General features: G+C 41.7%; 21 protein-coding genes and 1 pseudogene. 15 read left to right on the plus strand and 7 right to left on the minus strand.

Annotated features, from left to right (window positions below; translation table 11 throughout):
- The first annotated feature begins 24 nt into the window (after positions 1–24).
- Entirely contained in the window at positions 25–654 is a 630-nt protein-coding gene (locus C9J42_RS19890) for a tetratricopeptide repeat protein (RefSeq protein ID WP_107208006.1), read from the plus strand.
- A gap of 76 nt (positions 655–730) precedes the next feature.
- Here C9J42_RS19890 and hmpA read toward each other — a convergent pair whose 3' ends face one another.
- Positions 731–1,933, minus strand: coding sequence for an NO-inducible flavohemoprotein (hmpA, locus tag C9J42_RS19895; protein WP_107208007.1), 1,203 nt, complete (start codon positions 1,931–1,933; stop codon positions 731–733).
- A 104-nt stretch (positions 1,934–2,037) separates the two neighbouring features.
- Between hmpA and nsrR the strand changes: the two genes are divergently transcribed.
- The 7 genes from nsrR to rplI all read left to right on the plus strand — a co-directional run bounded on the left by nsrR (position 2,038) and on the right by rplI (position 7,634).
- Complete coding sequence (gene nsrR, locus C9J42_RS19900; RefSeq protein ID WP_005372804.1) at positions 2,038–2,472, plus strand: nitric oxide-sensing transcriptional repressor NsrR; 435 nt, start codon at positions 2,038–2,040, stop codon at positions 2,470–2,472.
- A gap of 139 nt (positions 2,473–2,611) precedes the next feature.
- Complete coding sequence (rnr, locus tag C9J42_RS19905; RefSeq protein WP_107208008.1) at positions 2,612–5,170, plus strand: ribonuclease R; 2,559 nt, start codon at positions 2,612–2,614, stop codon at positions 5,168–5,170.
- Positions 5,171–5,173: 3 nt separating this feature from the next.
- Positions 5,174–5,908, plus strand: coding sequence for a 23S rRNA (guanosine(2251)-2'-O)-methyltransferase RlmB (rlmB, locus tag C9J42_RS19910; protein ID WP_005372799.1), 735 nt, complete (start codon positions 5,174–5,176; stop codon positions 5,906–5,908).
- Positions 5,909–6,198: 290 nt separating this feature from the next.
- Complete coding sequence (rpsF, locus tag C9J42_RS19915) at positions 6,199–6,588, plus strand: 30S ribosomal protein S6 (protein WP_107208009.1); 390 nt, start codon at positions 6,199–6,201, stop codon at positions 6,586–6,588.
- Between the two features lie 9 nt (positions 6,589–6,597).
- Complete coding sequence (gene priB, locus C9J42_RS19920; protein ID WP_005372796.1) at positions 6,598–6,900, plus strand: primosomal replication protein N; 303 nt, start codon at positions 6,598–6,600, stop codon at positions 6,898–6,900.
- Between the two features lie 15 nt (positions 6,901–6,915).
- On the plus strand, positions 6,916–7,143 hold the full coding sequence (gene rpsR / locus C9J42_RS19925) for a 30S ribosomal protein S18 (RefSeq protein WP_002539422.1): 228 nt from the start codon (positions 6,916–6,918) through the stop codon (positions 7,141–7,143).
- A gap of 38 nt (positions 7,144–7,181) precedes the next feature.
- Positions 7,182–7,634, plus strand: a complete 453-nt coding sequence (gene rplI / locus C9J42_RS19930) for a 50S ribosomal protein L9 (RefSeq protein WP_005372794.1) — start codon at positions 7,182–7,184, stop codon at positions 7,632–7,634.
- 95 nt (positions 7,635–7,729) lie between these two features.
- Here rplI and C9J42_RS19935 read toward each other — a convergent pair whose 3' ends face one another.
- The gene (locus C9J42_RS19935; RefSeq protein WP_107208010.1) at positions 7,730–8,488 is read right to left on the minus strand and encodes a YdiY family protein; all 759 of its coding nucleotides are present in this window, start codon (positions 8,486–8,488) and stop codon (positions 7,730–7,732) included.
- A 249-nt stretch (positions 8,489–8,737) separates the two neighbouring features.
- Between C9J42_RS19935 and C9J42_RS19940 the strand changes: the two genes are divergently transcribed.
- Genes C9J42_RS19940 through C9J42_RS19950 form a run of 3 tightly spaced genes read left to right on the plus strand, consistent with a single transcriptional unit; the run spans position 8,738 to position 12,539 of the window.
- The gene (locus C9J42_RS19940; RefSeq protein WP_005372791.1) at positions 8,738–10,135 is read left to right on the plus strand and encodes a replicative DNA helicase; all 1,398 of its coding nucleotides are present in this window, start codon (positions 8,738–8,740) and stop codon (positions 10,133–10,135) included.
- A 27-nt stretch (positions 10,136–10,162) separates the two neighbouring features.
- A complete protein-coding gene (gene alr / locus C9J42_RS19945) occupies positions 10,163–11,242 on the plus strand; it encodes an alanine racemase (protein WP_107208011.1) in 1,080 nt (359 codons plus the stop codon).
- A 28-nt stretch (positions 11,243–11,270) separates the two neighbouring features.
- On the plus strand, positions 11,271–12,539 hold the full coding sequence (locus tag C9J42_RS19950; protein WP_107288093.1) for a BamA/TamA family outer membrane protein: 1,269 nt from the start codon (positions 11,271–11,273) through the stop codon (positions 12,537–12,539).
- A gap of 64 nt (positions 12,540–12,603) precedes the next feature.
- Here the strand turns inward: C9J42_RS19950 and C9J42_RS19955 are convergent, their stop codons facing one another.
- Positions 12,604–13,023, minus strand: a complete 420-nt coding sequence (locus C9J42_RS19955) for a secondary thiamine-phosphate synthase enzyme YjbQ (protein ID WP_005372784.1) — start codon at positions 13,021–13,023, stop codon at positions 12,604–12,606.
- 255 nt (positions 13,024–13,278) lie between these two features.
- Here C9J42_RS19955 and pgi point away from each other — a divergent pair, with 255 nt between their 5' ends.
- The gene (gene pgi / locus C9J42_RS19960; RefSeq protein WP_107288094.1) at positions 13,279–14,931 is read left to right on the plus strand and encodes a glucose-6-phosphate isomerase; all 1,653 of its coding nucleotides are present in this window, start codon (positions 13,279–13,281) and stop codon (positions 14,929–14,931) included.
- A gap of 86 nt (positions 14,932–15,017) precedes the next feature.
- Here pgi and C9J42_RS19965 read toward each other — a convergent pair whose 3' ends face one another.
- The 3 genes from C9J42_RS19965 to zur form a co-directional block, all read right to left on the minus strand.
- Positions 15,018–15,224, minus strand: coding sequence for a cold-shock protein (locus C9J42_RS19965; RefSeq protein WP_005372779.1), 207 nt, complete (start codon positions 15,222–15,224; stop codon positions 15,018–15,020).
- 224 nt (positions 15,225–15,448) lie between these two features.
- Positions 15,449–15,910 (minus strand): chemotaxis protein CheX, encoded by a 462-nt coding sequence (locus tag C9J42_RS19970; protein ID WP_005372777.1) that lies wholly within the window; start codon positions 15,908–15,910, stop codon positions 15,449–15,451.
- A gap of 24 nt (positions 15,911–15,934) precedes the next feature.
- Positions 15,935–16,390: a zinc uptake transcriptional repressor Zur gene (gene zur / locus C9J42_RS19975; RefSeq protein WP_005372775.1), complete on the minus strand. Its 456-nt coding sequence runs from the start codon at positions 16,388–16,390 to the stop codon at positions 15,935–15,937.
- Positions 16,391–16,784: 394 nt separating this feature from the next.
- Here zur and C9J42_RS19980 point away from each other — a divergent pair, with 394 nt between their 5' ends.
- Positions 16,785–17,027, plus strand: a complete 243-nt coding sequence (locus tag C9J42_RS19980) for a hypothetical protein (RefSeq protein ID WP_107208015.1) — start codon at positions 16,785–16,787, stop codon at positions 17,025–17,027.
- 907 nt (positions 17,028–17,934) lie between these two features.
- Here the strand turns inward: C9J42_RS19980 and C9J42_RS19985 are convergent.
- Entirely contained in the window at positions 17,935–18,240 is a 306-nt protein-coding gene (locus C9J42_RS19985; protein WP_107247331.1) for a helix-turn-helix transcriptional regulator, read from the minus strand.
- Positions 18,241–18,916: 676 nt separating this feature from the next.
- On the opposite strand from C9J42_RS19985, the gene C9J42_RS19990 reads away from it, so the two are divergent.
- Both C9J42_RS19990 and C9J42_RS19995 read left to right on the plus strand, forming a co-directional pair.
- Positions 18,917–19,516 carry a recombinase family protein gene (locus tag C9J42_RS19990; protein WP_107260804.1) on the plus strand — a complete coding sequence of 200 codons (600 nt, stop codon included), beginning with the start codon at positions 18,917–18,919 and terminating at the stop codon, positions 19,514–19,516.
- Between the two features lie 259 nt (positions 19,517–19,775).
- Positions 19,776–20,066 (plus strand): annotated as a pseudogene (locus tag C9J42_RS19995) (hypothetical protein); the annotation flags it as partial.

Here is a 20,066-nt window from a genome sequence, read left to right on the forward strand (position 1 = left end):
TTATCCCTAGCCTGAGATCTAATGATGAAAAAGCTTCCGATCTTATTATTGACTAGCCAGTTATTTATATCTGCCGCTTACGCATTGGATAATGTGGGAGATGCTGTTCCCATTTATAGCGATGATGAACTGATACAGCTTTTTGAAACGAACCAGCATTTAAAAAAAATAAAAGCTGATGATTGCCAGCTTGTACAAGATATTAAAGCGCGCGCTGAGCGAGTAGAGTCACCTTCTTATCAGTTTTTATATGGTGATATGTTGGCTTGGGGCGTGTGTGTAGACAAAGATGTCGAGCAAGGTTTGTATTATATGCGAGCGGCTGCGCAGCAAGGCTCACCGGTAGCACTTGAACAATTAGGGCGTTATTATGCGAACGGAGTGTTATTGCAACAAGATAAAGAGCGTGCGATCCCGTATTTACGAGAAGCTGCGGCGCTAGGAAATATTAAAGCGCGTCTTCAGTTAGCTGAACTATTAGTGTCAGATCATGGTAGTCCACTTGATTACGAAGATGCTTATCGCTGGCTGTATCAAACCACGACGGCGAATAAATCGTTATATAACCAACTGAATACGTTACGTCGAAAATTAGAATTACGTATGCCTGAAAATATTATTGCTCGGGCAAAACAACGTTCAAGTTTATGGTAACCTGTCCCAAATAACCCAGTAACCAGATAAAAAAGCACAGCATTTCGCTGTGCTTTGTTGTATTAGCTGCGTTAAGTTATAGGACTTTGTGTGGGCCGAAACATTCGTAGTGAATACGATCTTCAGATACACCTAATGCTAATAGCTGTTTAGCGATATATTGCATGAAGGCAACAGGACCACAGAAGTAAAAGTGCATGTTTTCATCTGTTAGCTGTGGTGCTATCGTGCTGAGATCCATCAAACCTTGGTAGTCATAATCTTCGGCAGGAAGATCGCTATCAAGTGGTGCGTTATACCAAGTGATATCTTGAATGTGATTGTGCTGCTGCGCGAGTGCTTTTACCTGTTTTTTGTAGGCATGATGTGCGCCATTTTCTGTGGCATGTAGCCAGTTAACAGGTGCTTGGTGATCTGTTAGTGATTCAAGCATTGAAAGCGTTGGCGTTAAACCCACACCTGCGGAAAGTAATGTGACAGGTGTGTTTGCTTCAACATCTAAGAAGAAGTCACCAGCAGGGGCGGCAAGCATTACTTTATCGCCAATATTGATATTGTTATGTAAGTAGTTTGAAACTTTACCGTGAGATTCACGTTTTACTGAAATACGGTACTGATCATCTTGTGGTGCCGAAGATAAGCTATATTGACGGATTTCTTGGTTCTCTAATTCGTCAGCATTAAGGTAGATCCCCAGATACTGCCCAGGTTTATAGCTTGCGACCTTACCGCCATCTGTAGGTTTAAAGGTAAAGCTCGTGATAAATTCGCTGTCTTTTTGCTTGTTAGTGACTACGAACTCACGAGTGCCACGCCACCCACCAACTTTATTCGCATTTTCTTGATAGATTTCTTCTTCACGATTGATGAAAATATTAGCCAGTAAACCATAAGCTTCAGCCCAAGCGTCTAATACCTCTTGTCCTGGCGCTAATAATTCATCAATGGTGGCGATAAGGTGAGAGCCAACAATATTGTATTGCTCAGCGGTGATCATAAAACTGGTATGTTTGTGAGCAATCTTTTCTACTGCTGGTAAAAGCACAGCAAGATTTTCGATATTATTGGCATAAGCACAAATGGCATTAAATAACGCTTTTTGTTGGCTAGAAGGTTCGTTATTTTCCCCATTTTTTTGGTGGCTCATGTTAAAAACATCTTTTAACTCAGGGTTATGGTTAAACATACGTTGATAGAAATGTTGGGTAACCATAGGGCCTGCTTCTGCAATGACAGGAGCTGTTGTTTTAACAATATCGATCGTTTTTTGACTAAGCATGAGCACTTCCTATAAACATGTATTTATAATGTATGTTATAAGTTGTATCTGATCTGTATCTTTTAGTCAATAAGAAGATTAAAATAACAACAGGAGGAGCCATTGTGCAGTTAACTAGTTTTACCGATTACGGCTTACGAGCTCTGATATATCTTGCGTCGCTACCAGAAGGTGAGCTAACAAGTATTACGAAAGTGACAGAAATATACAATGTGTCACGTAACCATATGGTTAAAATAATCAATAAATTAGGTCAATTAGGCTATATCGAAACGGTGCGCGGAAAAAATGGTGGTATTCGTTTAGGTAAGTCAGCTGAATCTATTATTGTTGGCGATGTCGTACGTGCAATAGAACCGTTACAGATTGTTAATTGTAGCCTTGATTTTTGCCATATAACGCCAGCTTGCCGATTAAAAGGTGTGCTTGCTGATGCAAGAGAAGCATTTTTGGCTGAGCTAGATAAATATACCTTGTTAACCTTAGTTGAAGATAATGCGCCGTTGCTGAATTTATTAAGCAACCCTAACAAGTTATAAAACATCATTTGGTTATACGTTTAATTAGCATATTCCTCCCAAAATTTAGTGGAGCAGCAGTCTTTATAGCGCTGCTCCCGTCTGATCACCTAAAAGCCAGATATACCTCAGGTATAGGTTGGCCTACAGGAAAAATATAATGTCTAAAGGTACTACCGATTTACCGGTCGACCCTTTTCGCGATCGCGAAGCATCTAATTATGAAAACCCGATCCCAAGCCGTGAACACTTACTTGAAGTGATTCGTGGTTTTAGTACCCCGGTGAGTCGTGACCAGTTATTTGCTGAGCTAAAGCTAGAAGGCGATGATCACTATGAAGGCTTACGCCGTCGTTTACGTGCGATGGAGCGTGATGGCCAGTTAATTTTCACCCGTCGTCAATGTTATGCGTTGCCTGAACGTTTAGATTTGATCAAAGGTTACGTTATGGGTCACCGTGACGGCTTTGGTTTCTTACGCCCTGAAGGTTCGCTAGGTAAAGACAATGATTTGTTATTACCGCATCACCAAATGCGTGGTGTGATCCACGGTGATTACATTTTGGCGCAAGCGGGCGGTGAAGATAAGCGTGGCCGTAAAGAAGCACGTGTTGTTCGTGTGTTAAAAGAAAGCACAGCTCAGATTGTTGGCCGTTTTTTCCTTGAAGATGGCATGGGCTATGTGGTGCCAGACGATTCTCGCATTGCTCAAGATATCATTATCCCACAAGACGTTCGCCAAGGCGCACGTATGGGGAATGTTGTGGTTGTCGAAATTAACCAACGAGCGACGCGTCAACACAATGCTGTTGGTCGTATTGTAGAAGTACTGGGCGAAAATATGGCGCCGGGTATGGAAATTGATATTGCGTTACGCACCCATGATATTCCGCACGTATGGCCATCAGAAGTTGATAAAGAAATTCAACATTTGACAGAAGAAGTGCCAGAAGAAGCGAAAAAAGGCCGTGTGGATTTACGTCAATTACCACTGGTCACCATTGATGGCGAAGATGCTCGTGACTTTGATGATGCGGTTCACTGTGAGCGTACTACATCAGGTGGCTGGCGTTTATGGGTTGCGATTGCTGATGTGAGTTATTACGTCCGTCATAAATCAGCACTTGATAACGAAGCCGTTAAGCGTGGTAACTCGGTTTACTTCCCTGCACAAGTGATCCCAATGTTGCCGGAAGTACTCTCGAATGGTTTATGTTCACTAAACCCGCAAGTTGATCGCTTGTGTATGGTGTGTGAAATGACCATTTCTGACACCGGTGAGTTAACAGGTTACAAGCACTACGAAGCGGTCATGAATTCTCACGCTCGTTTGACTTACACCAAAGTAAGTAAAATGCTTGAAGGCGATGAAGAACTTCGTCAGCGTTATGAACCACTTGTTCCGCATTTAGAAGAGCTTTATAGCATGTTCAAAGTGCTGAAAGCAGCACGTGAAGAACGTGGTGCGATTGAATTTGAAACGGTTGAAACTCAGTTCATTTTCAATGCAGATCGTAAGATTGACCGTATTGTGCCTGCTGTGCGAAATGAAGCGCATAAGATCATCGAAGAATGTATGATTTTAGCCAATATTGCCTCTGCACGTTTTGTTGAAAGTGCAAAAGAGCCAGCATTATACCGTGTTCACGATACCCCAGGTGAAGAGCGCCTACAGGGCTTTCGTGATTTCTTAGGTGAACTAAGCTTACATCTTGGCGGTGGTTTAGAGCCTACACCAAAAGATTATGCAGAGCTGGCAAATGCGATTCAAACTCGAAAAGATCGCGAGTTGATCCAAACCATGCTGCTACGCTCAATGAAGCAGGCGGTATACCAAGGTGACAATATTGGACACTTTGGCTTGGCATTAACTGAATATGCGCACTTTACCTCGCCAATTCGTCGCTACCCTGATTTAACGCTGCACCGCGCGATTAAATACTTAGTTGCGAAGCAAGCAGGTAACAGTGGTAACACAACACCAACGGGTGGTTTCCATTACTCATTTGATGAAATTGATGCATTAGGTGAGCAATGTTCAATGACTGAGCGCCGTGCTGATGACGCAACGCGTGATGTCTCTGATTGGCTTAAATGTGAATACATGCAAGATCACTTAGGCGATGAGTTCGACGGTGTGATTGCCAATGTGACAGGTTTTGGCTTCTTTGTTCGCTTAAACGAATTGAACATTGATGGCTTAGTTCATATTTCAAACCTAGCGAATGACTACTACCAGTTTGATCCAGTAGGTCAACGCTTGGTAGGTGATAGCTCAGGTGTGGTATACCGTTTAGGCGATACCGTGAAAGTGAAAGTAGCATCGATTAACTTAAACGATCGTCAGATTGACTTTGATATTGTTGGCGCTGAGCGCAAGCAACGTGGCGCAGGTAAAACGGCTAAGAGTCATGAGAAAAAACAGCGTTTACGTAAAGCCGATGGTCTACGTCGTCAAAGCCTGAAAGTGTACAAATCAGAAGATGGCGTGGCAAAACAAGAAGAGCGCAGTGAATCAAAACGCGAACGTTCTTCGGTACGTAAAAAGCTAAAAGAAGGCGCAATTCCACTGGCGGACGAGAAGAACAAACCGAAGCCAAAGAAACGCCGTAAGCCAACGGATGAAAAACCGAAAGCTGAGACAAAAAAGAAACCGAAATCTCGCAAAAAGAAAAAGCAACGTGCGGGAAAAGCCGAACGCGCAGCAAAGAAGAGTTAAACCATGAGTAATGATATGATTTTTGGCATCCATGCCGTGAAAGCCGTGCTGGCATCTGATCCAGTTCGTTTTATTGAAGTCTTTGTACTGAAAGGACGAGAAGATGATCGTTTACTGCCGTTAGTCACTGAGCTGCAATCACTGGGTATTACGATCCAAGAAGCAGGGCGTAAAGCACTTGATGACAAAGTGAAAGGTGCTTCTCACCAAGGTATCGTTGCTCGTGTTCGTCCAGGTAAGCAATACAACGAGAACGATCTTGATGATTTATTGGTGGGTAAAGAAAATCCATTATTATTGATTTTAGATGGTGTGACTGATCCGCATAACTTAGGCGCATGTCTACGTAATGCGGATGCTGCGGGTGCGGTTGCTGTTATCGTCCCGAAAGATCGCTCGGCACAGCTCAACGCAACGGCAAGTAAAGTTGCCTGTGGCGCGGCTGAAATCATGCCATTAGTACGTGTGACTAACTTGGCGCGTACCATGCGTGCACTGCAAGATAAAGGTGTATGGATTGTCGGTACGGCTGGTGAAGCAACGCATGATATTTACCAAAGTAAGCTGACTGGCCCATTAGCGATTGTGATGGGTGCAGAAGGCGAAGGTATGCGTCGTTTAACCCGTGAAACCTGTGATGATTTGATCAAAATTCCAATGGCAGGTTCGGTATCAAGCTTAAACGTATCAGTTGCAACAGGTATCTGTTTGTTTGAAGCGGTACGTCAACGTAGCTAATATGTTACTGACAACAGTAAAGAAAGTTGCACATTTAACCTGGTATCAGTAATCCCACACCCTTATTCGGTTTAACTGGATAAGGGTGTTTTTATTGGGATAGACAAACAGTCAAGATAACTTGCCAGTGGGCAGGAAAAACCTTGGCGTAGAGCACAGAATTTTCTTGCTTCAATTGATCATTCTCTGTACTATCCATCGTCCAAATTCTCGGTTCTTTTTTTAGTTCCTTGCTTCCCCAGGATAACCGAGCCGACAAGGGAAGCTGAATAATCCGTAAGGAGCAACCTATGCGTCATTACGAAATCGTATTCATGGTGCACCCTGATCAAAGCGAGCAAGTTGCTGGCATGATCGAGCGTTACACTGCTGCTATCAAAGATTCTGGTGGTCAGATTCACCGTCTAGAAGATTGGGGTCGTCGTCAAATGGCTTACCCAATCAACAAACTGCACAAAGCACACTACGTTCTAATGAACGTTGAAGCTGAGCAGTCTGTAGTTGACGAGCTTGAGTCAAACTTCCGCTTCAACGACGCAGTGATCCGTAACATGATCATGCGTACTAAGAACGCTGTTACTGAGCCATCTCCAATGATGAAGGCTAAAGAAGAGCGTTTCACTAAGCGTGAAGATCGTGCAGAAAATGCACAATCTGAAGGCGAAGCAGCTGCTGAGTAATTTGTATAAATGACCAATCGTCTGGAGTTAGTTGGCACTATTGCTAAACAACCCAAACGAAGCCAGTCTCCTGCGGGCATACCTCATTGTCACTTTGTGCTTGAGCATCGTTCGATTCAACAGGAAGCAGGCCTACCACGCCAAGTATATTGTTATATTAACGTGGTAGTCAGTGGCAAAGGTCAACAAGTACTCACTCAAGATTTAGTTATCGGAAGCAATGTTAAGGTAGGAGGGTTTATCTCTTATCAAACCGGCCGTAACGGCATTGGTAAATTAGTATTGCACGCCGATCACATTGACATAATTTAGATCAGGAGATAGCCCATGGCTCGTTTCTTCCGTCGTCGTAAATTCTGCCGTTTCACTGCAGAAGGCGTACAAGAGATTGACTACAAAGACGTAGCAACTCTAAAAAACTACATCACTGAAGCTGGTAAAATCGTACCTAGCCGTATCACTGGTACTCGCGCTAAATACCAGCGTCAGCTAGCTCGCGCTATCAAGCGTTCTCGTTACCTAGCACTTCTACCGTACACTGACAAGCATCAGTAATCGGTAGTAGTTTTTAGACTTTTATAGAGGACAAGATAATGCAAGTTATTCTACTTGATAAAATCGCTAACCTAGGTAGCCTTGGCGACCAAGTTAACGTTAAAGCTGGCTACGCTCGTAACTTCCTTATCCCACAAGCTAAGGCAGTAATGGCAACTAAAGCTAACGTTGAAATGTTCGAAGCACGTCGTGCAGAGCTAGAAGCTAAAGTTGCTGAGCAACAAGCTGCTGCTCAAGCTCGTGCTGAAGCACTAAACGCACTAGAAGCAGTAGTAATTGCTTCTAAAGCTGGTGACGAAGGTAAACTATTCGGTTCTATCGGTACTCGTGACATCGCTGATGCAGTTACTGCTGCTGGCGTTGCACTTGTTAAGAGCGAAGTACGTCTACCTGAAGGTGCACTACGTACTACTGGCGAATTCGAAGTTAGCGTTCAGCTAAATTCAGATGTATTCGCAACTGTTAAACTAAACGTTGTTGCTGCAGAGTAATCGCTTTTAGCTTTAATAGAAAAAAACCAGCCTTCGGGCTGGTTTTTTTATGTCTGAAATATGAGAAAAAACAACGTTAGCGTCAATCCTTAGCTTTACTTCATACTGTAAATCAGGCTAACAATCGTACTAGAATCGAAGTTTTTCATATTGTTAGGTACCCACGTGTAATAGGTATAGTTAAAGCCAATACTCAATGCGATGTTATCGGTGATGGAGTTGGTCAGTGATAAATCATTTTGGATCGTAGTATTACTTTTACCAGCCACAATATTGGTTTTATTTTCCAAGGAAAGTGTTTTAAGCGGTTTCCATGTCATGGTTAATGAGCTTTGTAAAACAGCTTCATTCACTACTTCTGGTTTGACTATATCACCATCAATTTCATCTAGGTTAGGATCTTGGTGGCGAAAACCAGGACCGATATCGACCAAGGTTTGAAACGTTTCATAGCTAAAGAGACGATAACCGATACCAGCAGAAGCCAGTGAATCAACATAATATGGACCATAGCGATCATCAATATAGCTGCCGCTACCATATAAGTAATAGCCGTCACGGATCAGCATTTGTGATTTCAAATTGGCTGAAATCTTACGTTTATCTTCTTCGCCATTTTTCTTCGCCATTAGTAGGCTAGTATCTGCGTTAGTTTTATAACGACCTTTGATATATTGCAGATCATAATTAGCGTTTAGCGTCTGTGAATCTGAATTACCAGCAAGTGCTGTAAACCCAAGCCCCACCTCACTGGTAAAGTGAGAAGGCGAGACATCTTCTTCGATATCTTGATCGTCAGCAGCATAGGCTGCAGTATTGGCAAGCAGCAATAATGTCAGTAGGTATCTTGCCAAAGGTCCTCCCACGGCAGGTGTTGTAAATTGAGTGTTATTGATGATAAGTATTATGCGCTCGCATTCTAACCCAAATTTGTCAGCTTTTGGTTAGGAATCGTTACGCTTGACTGTTAGTTAATTTAAAAAGGCGCATAATTAAATAACCATCAGGTTTGAGGCGAGTCGTAAGTTTATGACTGCTCAGAATCGAATGTATGGGGTATACTACTATGCTTCATTCTTGTTCTTGGCTAATACGCAATTTCTATGGCAGATAATAGTAAACCGAAAAAACCAAAAGATAATCAAATGGACGCCATTAAGATGCCGCCTCACTCTTTAGAGGCTGAGCAATCTGTTCTTGGTGGTTTGATGCTGGATAACGAAAAGTGGGACATGGTGGCTGAAAAAGTCGTTGCCAATGATTTCTACAGTCGTCCACACCGGATTATTTTTCAGGCGACAGCGGCACTATTAGAAGCGGGTCAGCCGCTAGATTTGATCACCCTGTCTGAAAACCTTGAGCAATCAAGCACACTTGATGATGTCGGCGGTTTTGCTTACTTAGCTGAACTGGCAAAAAATACACCATCTGCGGCAAATATTTTAGCGTACGCTGATATTGTCCGTGAGCGTGCACTTATTCGTGACATGATTGGTGTGGCAAATGAAATTGCCGATGCCGGTTATGATCCACAGGGCCGCACCAGTGAAGACTTACTGGATATGGCTGAAAGTAAAGTCTTTGCGATTGCAGAGCAACGTACCAACGATAAAGAAGGCCCACAAAGTGTTGATACGATCTTAGAAAAGACCTTAGAACGTATCGAGATTCTATACCAATCGCCGCAAGATGGCGTGACAGGTGTATCGACAGGTTTTACCGATCTCAATAAAAAAACCGCAGGCCTTCAAGGTTCAGATTTAATCATTGTTGCGGCACGTCCATCGATGGGTAAAACTACCTTTGCGATGAACTTATGTGAAAACGCCGCAATGGAGCAGGAAAAACCTGTACTTATTTTCTCGTTAGAGATGCCAGCTGAACAGATCATGATGCGTATGTTGGCGTCACTTTCGCGAGTTGACCAAACTAAAATACGTACCGGTCAACTCGATGATGAAGACTGGGCACGTATATCATCAACAATGGGTATTCTGATGGAAAAGAAGAATATGTTCATTGATGATAGTTCGGGCTTAACACCAACGGAAGTCCGCTCACGTGCCCGTCGTATTGCCCGCGATAACGGCGGTTTAAGCCTTATAATGATTGACTACCTTCAGTTAATGCGTGTACCTGGTTTGCAAGATAACCGTACATTAGAGATCGCTGAAATTTCCCGCTCGTTAAAAGCGCTGGCAAAAGAATTAAACGTACCGGTTGTTGCCTTGTCGCAGCTTAACCGATCGTTGGAGCAACGTGCCGATAAACGCCCTGTTAACTCAGATTTACGTGAATCCGGTGCGATCGAGCAGGATGCCGATTTAATTATGTTTATTTATCGTGATGAGGTTTATCACGAAGATAGTGCCCTGAAAGGGATCGCTGAAATCATCTTAGGTAAGCAACGTAATGGTCCTATCGGTACCGTCCGTTTAACCTTCCAAGGCCAGTTCTCTCGCTTTGATAATTATGCAGGCCCCGCCTACGATGAAGAGTAAGCGTAAGAATATTATTTAGGATTTTGGATGAAAGCTGCAACCGCACATATAGATACTGAAGCATTAGCCCACAATTTGGGGTTAATCCGTCATCATGCACCAAATAGTAAAGTTTTGGCGGTCGTAAAAGCCAATGCTTATGGGCATGGCTTACTTCGAGTTGCTCAAACACTTACAAATGTTGACGCGTATGGTGTTGCTCGTATTGAAGAAGCATTAATTTTACGTGCAGGTGGGATCGTGAAACCTATTTTATTATTAGAAGGGTTTTATGCACCGAGCGATCTTCCAGTATTAGTGACCAATAATATTCATACTGTGGTTCACTCGATTGAGCAATTGGAAGCATTAGAGCAAACAGAGCTTGATAACCCAGTGCGAGTCTGGGTTAAAATTGATACCGGTATGCATCGCTTAGGGGTACGTCCAGAAGATCTGACGGATTTTATGGCGCGTTTACATGCCTGTGAAAATGTCGCAAAGCCACTACGTTTTATTAGCCACTTTGGTAATGCAGATGATTTAAGCTCTGATATTACATTAAAGCAGTTAGATACCTTTTTGGATTTGACTCAAGATTATCAAGGTGAACGTTCATTAGCTGCCTCTGCGGGTATTTTAGCGTGGCCTGATAGCCAGCTAGAATGGATTCGCCCAGGAATCATTATGTATGGTGTTTCACCATTTAATGAGTCTGAACGTTTTGCTTCGGCTTATGACTTAAAGCCAGTGATGACATTAACCTCTAGCCTGATTGCTGTACGTGATGTTAAAAAAGGTGAACAAGTCGGTTATGGCGGTATTTGGACAAGTGAACGAGATACCAAAGTTGGTGTGATTGCGATTGGTTATGGTGATGGTTATCCACGTACCGCACCTAACGGCACGCCAGTGCTTGTTAATGGTCGTATTGTGCCGATGGCTGGGCGTGTATCAATGGACATGCTAACGGTGGATTTAGGGCCCGATGCTCAAGATAAAGTTGGCGATACTGCCACATTATGGGGCGAAGGATTACCTGCTGAAATTGTAGCAGAGCACATTGGCACGATTGCGTATGAATTGGTTACTAAATTAACACCACGGGTTGCGATGGCATATACGTGATGATTTAAATATTGGACGAAAAGCTTTAATGGAAGATATAAAATTAAAAGCCGTGGCGTATGCTGCGGCTTTGTTGGTTTCAGTAGATATTTATGCTGAAAATGAATTGCTTGATATTGAGGGTTCTGAAACGGTAGAAAAGACGGATTCAGATATTGCCGCAGTACCCTTTATGTTTTCTACCGATAGCATGGGATTGTCTATTGGTGCCGCAGGTGTGGTCAAAAAAGCAGGGCAACCACAAGCTTCACTATTAGTGGCTGGATTGGTGACAGATAAAGGTACATGGATGACGTATCTGGGGGCTTACAATTACGCGTTATCCGCCGACAGCCGCTGGCTATTTGGAGCAGAGCTTTACAGTGGTGATTATAAAGATTTTAATTACTATGTAGGAAAAGCGACCCAAAATGATTCCCACCTCGATGATAGGATCATTGCCGATGCGCAAGAGTCACTGTATCAACTGAGTGCGCGTTATATTTTGCCTATTGGTCAAGGTAAGCATGATCCTATTCAATCTGCGCTTTATCCTAACCGTCAATTAACGGGTCATACGCCATGGGAAAGTGGCGTATCGTCAATAGATTTTCGCCCGTTCTATCAATCTCGTCAGTTTGCTAAAAACACACCGAATCCACCTTCTGATTTTTCACATAATGACAGTGTGTGGGGGCTAGAAACGCGGTTTGAATGGAACAACCAAAACAATACTGCGAATCCAACTCAAGGCAGTAAAAGTCAATTTAAGCTGACATATGCGCCTGATACTTCAGATCAAACAAGCTGGTGGAAATGGGAAATCAACCAAAGTTGGTATTTGAATTTAGGCAAGCTGGATAACTTATTTGATCAGCAAGTCTTGGCGTTTAATGTGTATACCGCCGATACCCCAAGTTGGAATACAACGGATTCAAAGCATGGTTATCATCGTCCACCTGAGTATGCAGGAGTCAAACTGGGGGGCTTATATCGCTTGCGGAGTTTTCAAACGGGGCGATATGTTGGGCGATCTGCAATCAGCTACAGCGCAGAATATCGCGTGATGCCAGATTGGCAACCTCTGAGTGAATGGCCTGTCTTTAATTGGTACAGCGTGCCTTGGTGGCAGTGGGTCGCATTTGCTGATGTTGGTCGTGTTGCGGATAGTTACAATCTCTCTGAGTTGCATTCAGACATGAAATGGAGCGCCGGTGGCGCGGTACGTTTTCAAGTCGAAGGTGTTGTTGTCCGAACCGAAATGGCGTGGGGCAGTGAAGAAAGCACCTTTAGAGTGATGGTTAACCAGCCGTTCTAGTCTTAAATATAAAGCACTTAACCATCATTGTTAGGGATAAGTGCTTTTTTGTCTCTTCAATATACTATTCGCCTTGAATAGTGATCACGACTTGGCGAGAGCCGCCATGATCACGGTGCTCACCTAAATAAATGCCTTGCCATATACCTAATGCTAAACGTCCTTGTGAAATAGGGATCGAGATACTATTACCTAACAATGAACTTTTAATATGTGCCGGCATATCATCATCTCCTTCATAGGTATGTCGATAATAAGGCGCGCGTTCTGGTACAAAATGATTAAAGTGTTTCTCCATATCATGACGTACCGTAGGATCGGCATTTTCATTAATGGTTAAGCTTGCCGAGGTGTGTTGAAGAAAACAATGGACTAATCCAACGCTTAAAGGTCGGATCTCATGTAAATGTTGCGCTATTTCCTCAGTGATAAGGTGAAAACCGCGCTTTTGAGGAGTAAGATTAATTGTTTTTTGATACCACATGGCTATTTACCTATAGGTTTAACCTTTTAGTTTGATTAGTTATTCGCATTATTACATTGATGCGAAATACAGGTATGATGCATTCCAAGTTTTCGTGATTTACCGCAATGACGACCTTTTTCTTTTCGCGGCATCATCACAAGTGATCAAAATTATAAATAAGCCTGCCATCATAGGCTAATGAGCAAAATCGGGGATCTTTCGCAAACAGTGTATGGGCGCGAAAGGTAAACATAACAAAATTAGGATATTTTTATGTTGAAGAACATCAACCCAACGCAAACTCAAGCGTGGCAAGATCTAACCGCACACTTTGAACAAGCTCAAGATTTCCAATTAAGCGACTTATTTGCTAATGATAGCGCTCGCTTTTCTAAGTTTTCTGCGCAATTTGGCTCAGATATCCTACTTGATTACTCTAAAAACCTTATCACTGAAGAAACGCTAACTAAGCTGTTTGCTCTTGCAAAAGAGACAGAGCTAGATGCTGCCATTGCAGATATGTTCAGTGGCGAGAAAATTAACCGTACAGAAGATCGCGCAGTCCTTCACGTAGCACTACGTAACCGTAGCAACACACCAATTATGGTTGATGGCGAAGATGTGATGCCTGCTGTGAATGCTGTACTTGAGAAGATGAAGTCTTTCTCTGATCGCATCATCAGCGGTGAATGGAAAGGTTACACAGGTAAAGAGATTACCGATATCGTGAACATCGGTATCGGTGGCTCAGATCTTGGCCCTTACATGGTGTCTGAAGCGCTAGGTGCTTATAAAACGCGCCTAAACATGCACTTTGTTTCTAACGTTGATGGCACACACATTGCTGAAACGCTAAAAGATCTTAACCCTGAAACAACATTGTTCTTGATCGCATCAAAAACCTTCACGACTCAAGAAACCATGACTAATGCGCTATCTGCACGTGACTGGTTCTTAGCAAAAGCAGAAGATAAAGCACATGTAGCGAAACACTTTGCTGCGCTTTCAACAAACGGTGAAGCCGTTGCTGAATTTGGTATTGATACTGACAACATGTTCGAGTTCTGGGACTGGGTTGGCGGCCGTTATTCACTATGGTCTGCAATCGGTCTATCAATCTGCTTATCAGTAGGGTTTGATAACTTTGTAGCGCTACTTGATGGCGGTCATGCAATGGACAAACACTTTGCAGAAGCACCATTAGAGCAAAAGCTACCGGTTATCCTCGCGCTTATCGGTATCTGGTACAACAACTTCCACGGTGCAGAAACAGAAGCGATTCTTCCTTATGATCAGTACATGCACCGTTTTGCAGCGTACTTCCAGCAAGGTAACATGGAATCAAATGGTAAGTACGTTGATCGTGGCGGTAACCCAGTGGATTACCAAACAGGTCCAATTATTTGGGGTGAACCTGGCACCAATGGTCAACATGCTTTCTACCAGTTGATCCACCAAGGCACGAAATTGATCCCATGTGATTTCATTGCTCCTGCGATTAGCCATAACCCATTAGGCGATCACCATCCAAAATTAATGGCGAACTTCTTCGCGCAAACTGAAGCACTAGCATTTGGTAAGAGCCGTGAGAAAGTTGAAGCAGAATTCTTTGCTGCGGGTAAATCACAAGAAGAAGTGAATGAACTTGCAGAATTTAAAGTATTCGAAGGCAACCGCCCAACGAACTCAATCTTAGTGAAAGAAATTACGCCTTATACACTTGGTGCATTGATTGCGCTTTATGAGCACAAGATTTTCACTCAAGGTGTTATTTGGAATATCTTTAGCTTCGATCAGTGGGGCGTAGAGCTTGGTAAACAACTAGCTAACCAAATCCTGCCAGAGCTAAATAATAAAGAACAAGTATCAAGCCACGATAGTTCGACTAATGGTTTGATCAATGCATTTAAACAATGGCGAGCATAATCTTAGGCTAATGTACTAAGCCATATGTTTGTATAATAAAAACGCCGCTAAATAGCGGCGTTTTTTTATCTTTTCAGTGATGGTTATTACAGTGCAATAACTTCGCTAGCTTGTGGGCCTTTCTGACCATCCGTAACGATAAACTCAACACTTTGGCCTTCACGTAAGGTGCGGCGCCCTTGAGCTTGAATAGCACTGAAGTGTACAAACACATCTTTGCCATCCGTTCCAGAAATGAAACCAAAGCCTTTGTCATCGTTGAACCATTTTACGGTTCCAGTCAGTTTACTCATGTACGTCTTTCCCTTTTAGACAAATAATATACAGTCATCTCGCAGTTATAAGTAACATGATGCGTATGACATAAACTAGTCTAGATCGAAAAAAGAGCGGAGAGTAGTCTTTTATTTAAGAATGGTTTTATTAATAAAAGACTTAATAAAGAATTAGATAGCGTTAAGTAAAGTAAAGAATTTATCGTGTAATTGACGCTATATTTTCATTAAAAAAGACGATATCAATCGAAACAAATTTCGATATAGGCTTTGCCATAGTCAGAATCAAATGGCATTAAGATGATCGCATTATCACATTTATGGGTAATGGTATGGCCTTTACCAGAAACAACCGCAGGTGTTGCCATATCAAAATCATAGCCATTTTCAGCCAGTGCACGTTTTGCACCACCTGTTACCATATTAGTAATTTCACCAACCATATCAGTAACATCTTCATTAATGCCTGCTGGACGTTCACCGAGCATGCGTTGCATGATTTCAAGCGCCAGATCTTGCTCAAACGTGATTGACATCGACCCTTTGGTTTTTGGGCCAATCATACCGATTAAGCCAGATACATCACCACGCGCAATTTCATCTTTCTTTAGTCTTGGCTTTTGTGGTGTCATTGGCATAGATGCCATGGTGTTAAGCACATTAATCAGAGATGCAAGAAAAGGGTTTATAAATTCTGCGCGCATAATTGTAAGACTTTTCGTTGTAGGTTAAATAATAGGTTTATTGCCTTGGCATTTTTCACAAATACCATGGCTTTCAACAACATGATGATTAATCTTAAAACCAAGTTTTTCTGATTTTTGACGAAGCAGTTTGGCTAACTCATCATCATGGCACTCTTCAACACTGCCACATTCATCACAAATCAATAACTGCGAACAGTGATCGGCATGTCCTAGTACACAGCAAGCAATATAGCTATTTGTGGACTCCACTTTGTGAACAAAACCTTGTGCTAAGAGAAAATCTAAAGCTCGGTAAATCGTTGGCGGCTTTGCTTGCGGTTCTGAAATTTTGAGTTGATCTAATAACTCATAAGCGCTGATTGAGCTATGGTGCTCAATAATCAACGCCAACACTTTTAAGCGCTGTGGCGTAAGTCGAACGCCTCGCTCTTCACAGAGTCGCTGCGCCTTTGTTAATAATTGGGCTTGATCCGCCATAAAACCTCAAAAAACTACAATAACCGTTTTATTTTATCACAGCCTATTTGAAACATATCGTAACTTAGCAATTAAGCTGCAATAAGCTGTAGTGTTTCGTGTAGAGGATCACGTAATAAGAAAAATAAGAATAAGTGAGCACTGATTTTTTCATTGATGCTTGCGGTGACTCGAAATATTCCTTTTAGGTGTTAATCATCGTTTATACGCTTCAAGGAATAGTGGGGTTAAGCCATAAGGTGGAGGGCTGATTAGATTTCCTCTTCTATAGTTACTTGTTGGTAATAATCTTTTGTTATTTTGCTGTATTGTTGTTTTTGGTGTAACTATTGATAATACACCCATCGAAACGCACAGGCGTTTATAAACATAAAGACACAAGGTTTTATTACTCATGAAAACAGTTATTAAAGCAACTATCGCAGCCGCTATCATCGCTATGTCTTATAACGCTTCAGCTAAAGATGGTGCGTTTACAGGTAATGTTCAATTTCAAAAAGCAGCCGTTAGCAACATAAATGTCGCACATTACCAAAAACAAGGTACCGCAGAGCGTTCACACTCAGGTGTGGTATTTACACAATCAGCATCACAACTCACATTTACTGGAAAGTTACTGTCTGCAGCTGATAAATAAGCCGCAGATATCGGCAAGCGATACCTCATTTTAATTATTACGTTTACGTAATAGTGGTTAACTTTTCATTTTATTGTTTATTTCCAGTAAGTGAGATGTTGTTAGCATTAACACTAAGAATCACCATAAAAATTTGGTGCTGGTAACATTCACCTTCCACAAAAAGAACAATTAATGAGGATTTATTCGAATTTAATGAATGGTTATTGGTGGGGTTGATATGTAATATTTGCATTAGTAAAACTAATGCAAAGAAGCATTATTTCTCACTTTTAAAAGCCGATTAAACTCCTATAATGCCCCCCATCGAAACGCGACCAATGCCTTATAAATACTGTGTTTAGGCAAGGTTGTACATTATATAAAACTTGCTTTATTAAGGAATTCACAATGTCACGTATCATTAACAAAATTGTTGGCTTATACACTCCAGTTTTCGCTTCTATGTACAAAGCGCAAATCAAATAAGTGTTTAAAGAATTTAAAAAAGGGCGTTGAAGGTAACTTCAACGCCCTTTTGCTATTTGGTAAAGAGATAACTCAAAAACGCAGCGAAGAATGATCCAAGAGTGATATTCTCTAAGTCATAATCCTGATTTTATGATATTTCGTTAATTGTTATATTGATGACTTCAAATTATTACTTAAATATAACCCTGTATTTATGACTTCATAAATACGGGTGGTCTATTGTAAGTGCGTGAGATTCGGGCTTGTTTAACGAGATCCCCTGCCTACCCAGTGTAGCCCGCTTGGTGCTAAAAAATAGTGTCTATCCTTTGGCCTGTCCGTATTTGGTTATAGGCTTTATTTTCTTATTTCTATAGCGGCCTACGTGGGCTGGTCGTTGCGGTAAAGCAAGATCAAAAGCAATAAAAAAGCCTGTTGGCGCAGGCTTTTATCGTTTTTAATGAGGCATCGCGTCAGCAATGTTTGGGGCTTTTTTCACATACCGTTGTTGGAGTTCTTCAAATAATTCCATGGTATCAAAACTGTCTAACGAGGGACGTTCGCCAGTAAAATACGCGACACTTTTATTAAACAGTGCCGATATTGCAATGAGTGTATCTAATCGTGGTAGTGTTTTTCCGTACTCTAAATCTAAGTAGGTTTGCCTTGCAATTTTCAAGTGTTTAGCGGCATCGACTTGCGTCATGCCATGCTCTTCACGGACTTGCTTTAGCAAAAAGTGAAATGCGTTAGGGGTGCTCATTATTTTAGTTCTTCTATGTTTTTGTACGTCGGACCAAGGAATTGTATCGCTAAACAGGAAGTTGAAAAGTAGGGAAAAGTGATTTTTCGTTATAAATGGTGAGGGGACGATATAAAATTATTGATTGCAATATTTCTCTTGACCTAAGGTCATAAACCACTATGATAAAAATCAAGCGGTTATCCGTGAAGTGTCAGGTAAGGTTATTTAATTTATTTAAAACCACATGTATCTAATACAAAAAACCACATGTATCTAATACAAAAAACCACATGTATCTAATACAAAAAACCACATATATTTCTAATATTAAAACTAATATATCTAATACTAAAAACACAGATCTAAAACTAAAAACTACATAATAAAAACGCCTGTAAACCTGATAGTTATTCTCTTATCTTATTGTAAGGTATTAGTTATGAGTATTAGTTTTAGTATTTCAGCTGCATTTAAAGCTTGGTTTTTAAAACTGGAATTTGGCTTTAAGAAATCAGCTACAGAAACAGACAAGTAATAGAAGAGCCCATAACTAAGTTATGGGCTTTTTATTATAACTATACCCTAAAGAAACCACTCTCCACTGCCTCTCAACCCTTACCGCTTCATTTATGAAACCATCTATACTAAACTGATTTTAGAAACCAACTTAAATTAAACCAGTTTAGGGAAAACCATGCTGATCCGTGCTTACCTTCGCGCCTCAACCACCGAGCAAGATGCCCAACGGGCAAAAGAGGAACTCAAAGCCTTTGGCGCCAAATTTAATAGTCGTATTGCTGGCTACTACATCGAAAACCAATCTGGCACCAAGTTAGAACGGCCAGAACTCAACAAGCTAATAGACGATAGCGAAGCCGGTGATGTGTTGCTAATTGAAAAGATGGATCGCCTTACTCGTTTACCTTGGCTTGAATGGAAAACCTTAAAAGCCCGCATCATGGAAAAAGGGTTGGTGATAGTGGTGGTAGATCAGCCAATGACGCATGCAGTGTTCAGCGCGGGTGAGCAAAACAGCATTACCTTGGCCTTAACCGAGTTCATGTTGGATTTAGGTGCAGCCATGGCCCGTGATGATTACGAAACTCGCCATAAACGCCAAGCACAAGGCATTGCGAAAGCAAAAGCGGAAGGTAAGTACCGTGGGCGCCGTGTGAATGAGTCACTGCATCAAGATATACGTGATCAGTTAAAACTTGGGCGGAGTTATTCAGAAATACAGCAGAAGTTAGGCTGTAGCAGGGCGACAATAGCGAGGGTGGTGAAAGAGGGGTAGTTTTAGTGTGTTGGTAGCAATGTCGGGGCGAATTGCTTTTACTGTGATTTGTTGCGTCTTTAACAAATATTAAATGCGGTATTTTAGCCACAAGTGATGCTTGAATGATGCAAAAACAGGGCTTAACGCCCTGTTCTTGTGTGTAATGTTCTTTTGTAGTGCGCGATAGATGTTTATTGTTAAATAGAGCCTGTTTCGGGCAAATTATTGCCCCTTGTCTTTTTGTCTTATCATTTGGGAATAGTACAAGGATAAGACGATGTGGAAAGCAACCGAAGTTAGCGCAAAACCTAATGTTAAATATGCAAAGATTAAAAATACTCCTCCAGTAGAACCTCAAACAGAAGAACAAATACCAAAGCCTTTTAATACAGAAGAACCATTACCATCGCTTATTTCGGATAATTTCAATAAGGTAAAGTCTGATAAAGTTTTCGCTAAATCGTGCTCACAACCTTTTGGCAATACCGATGCGTGCCAAAAAAAAGAATCGATTAAAAATAGTTTTAATCCTTGGGGACTATTTATAAGTTCAGCAGAGGCAATGCCT

The sequence above is a fragment of the Photobacterium sp. GB-56 genome (genome assembly GCF_003026105.1).
Lineage (GTDB): Bacteria > Pseudomonadota > Gammaproteobacteria > Enterobacterales > Vibrionaceae > Photobacterium.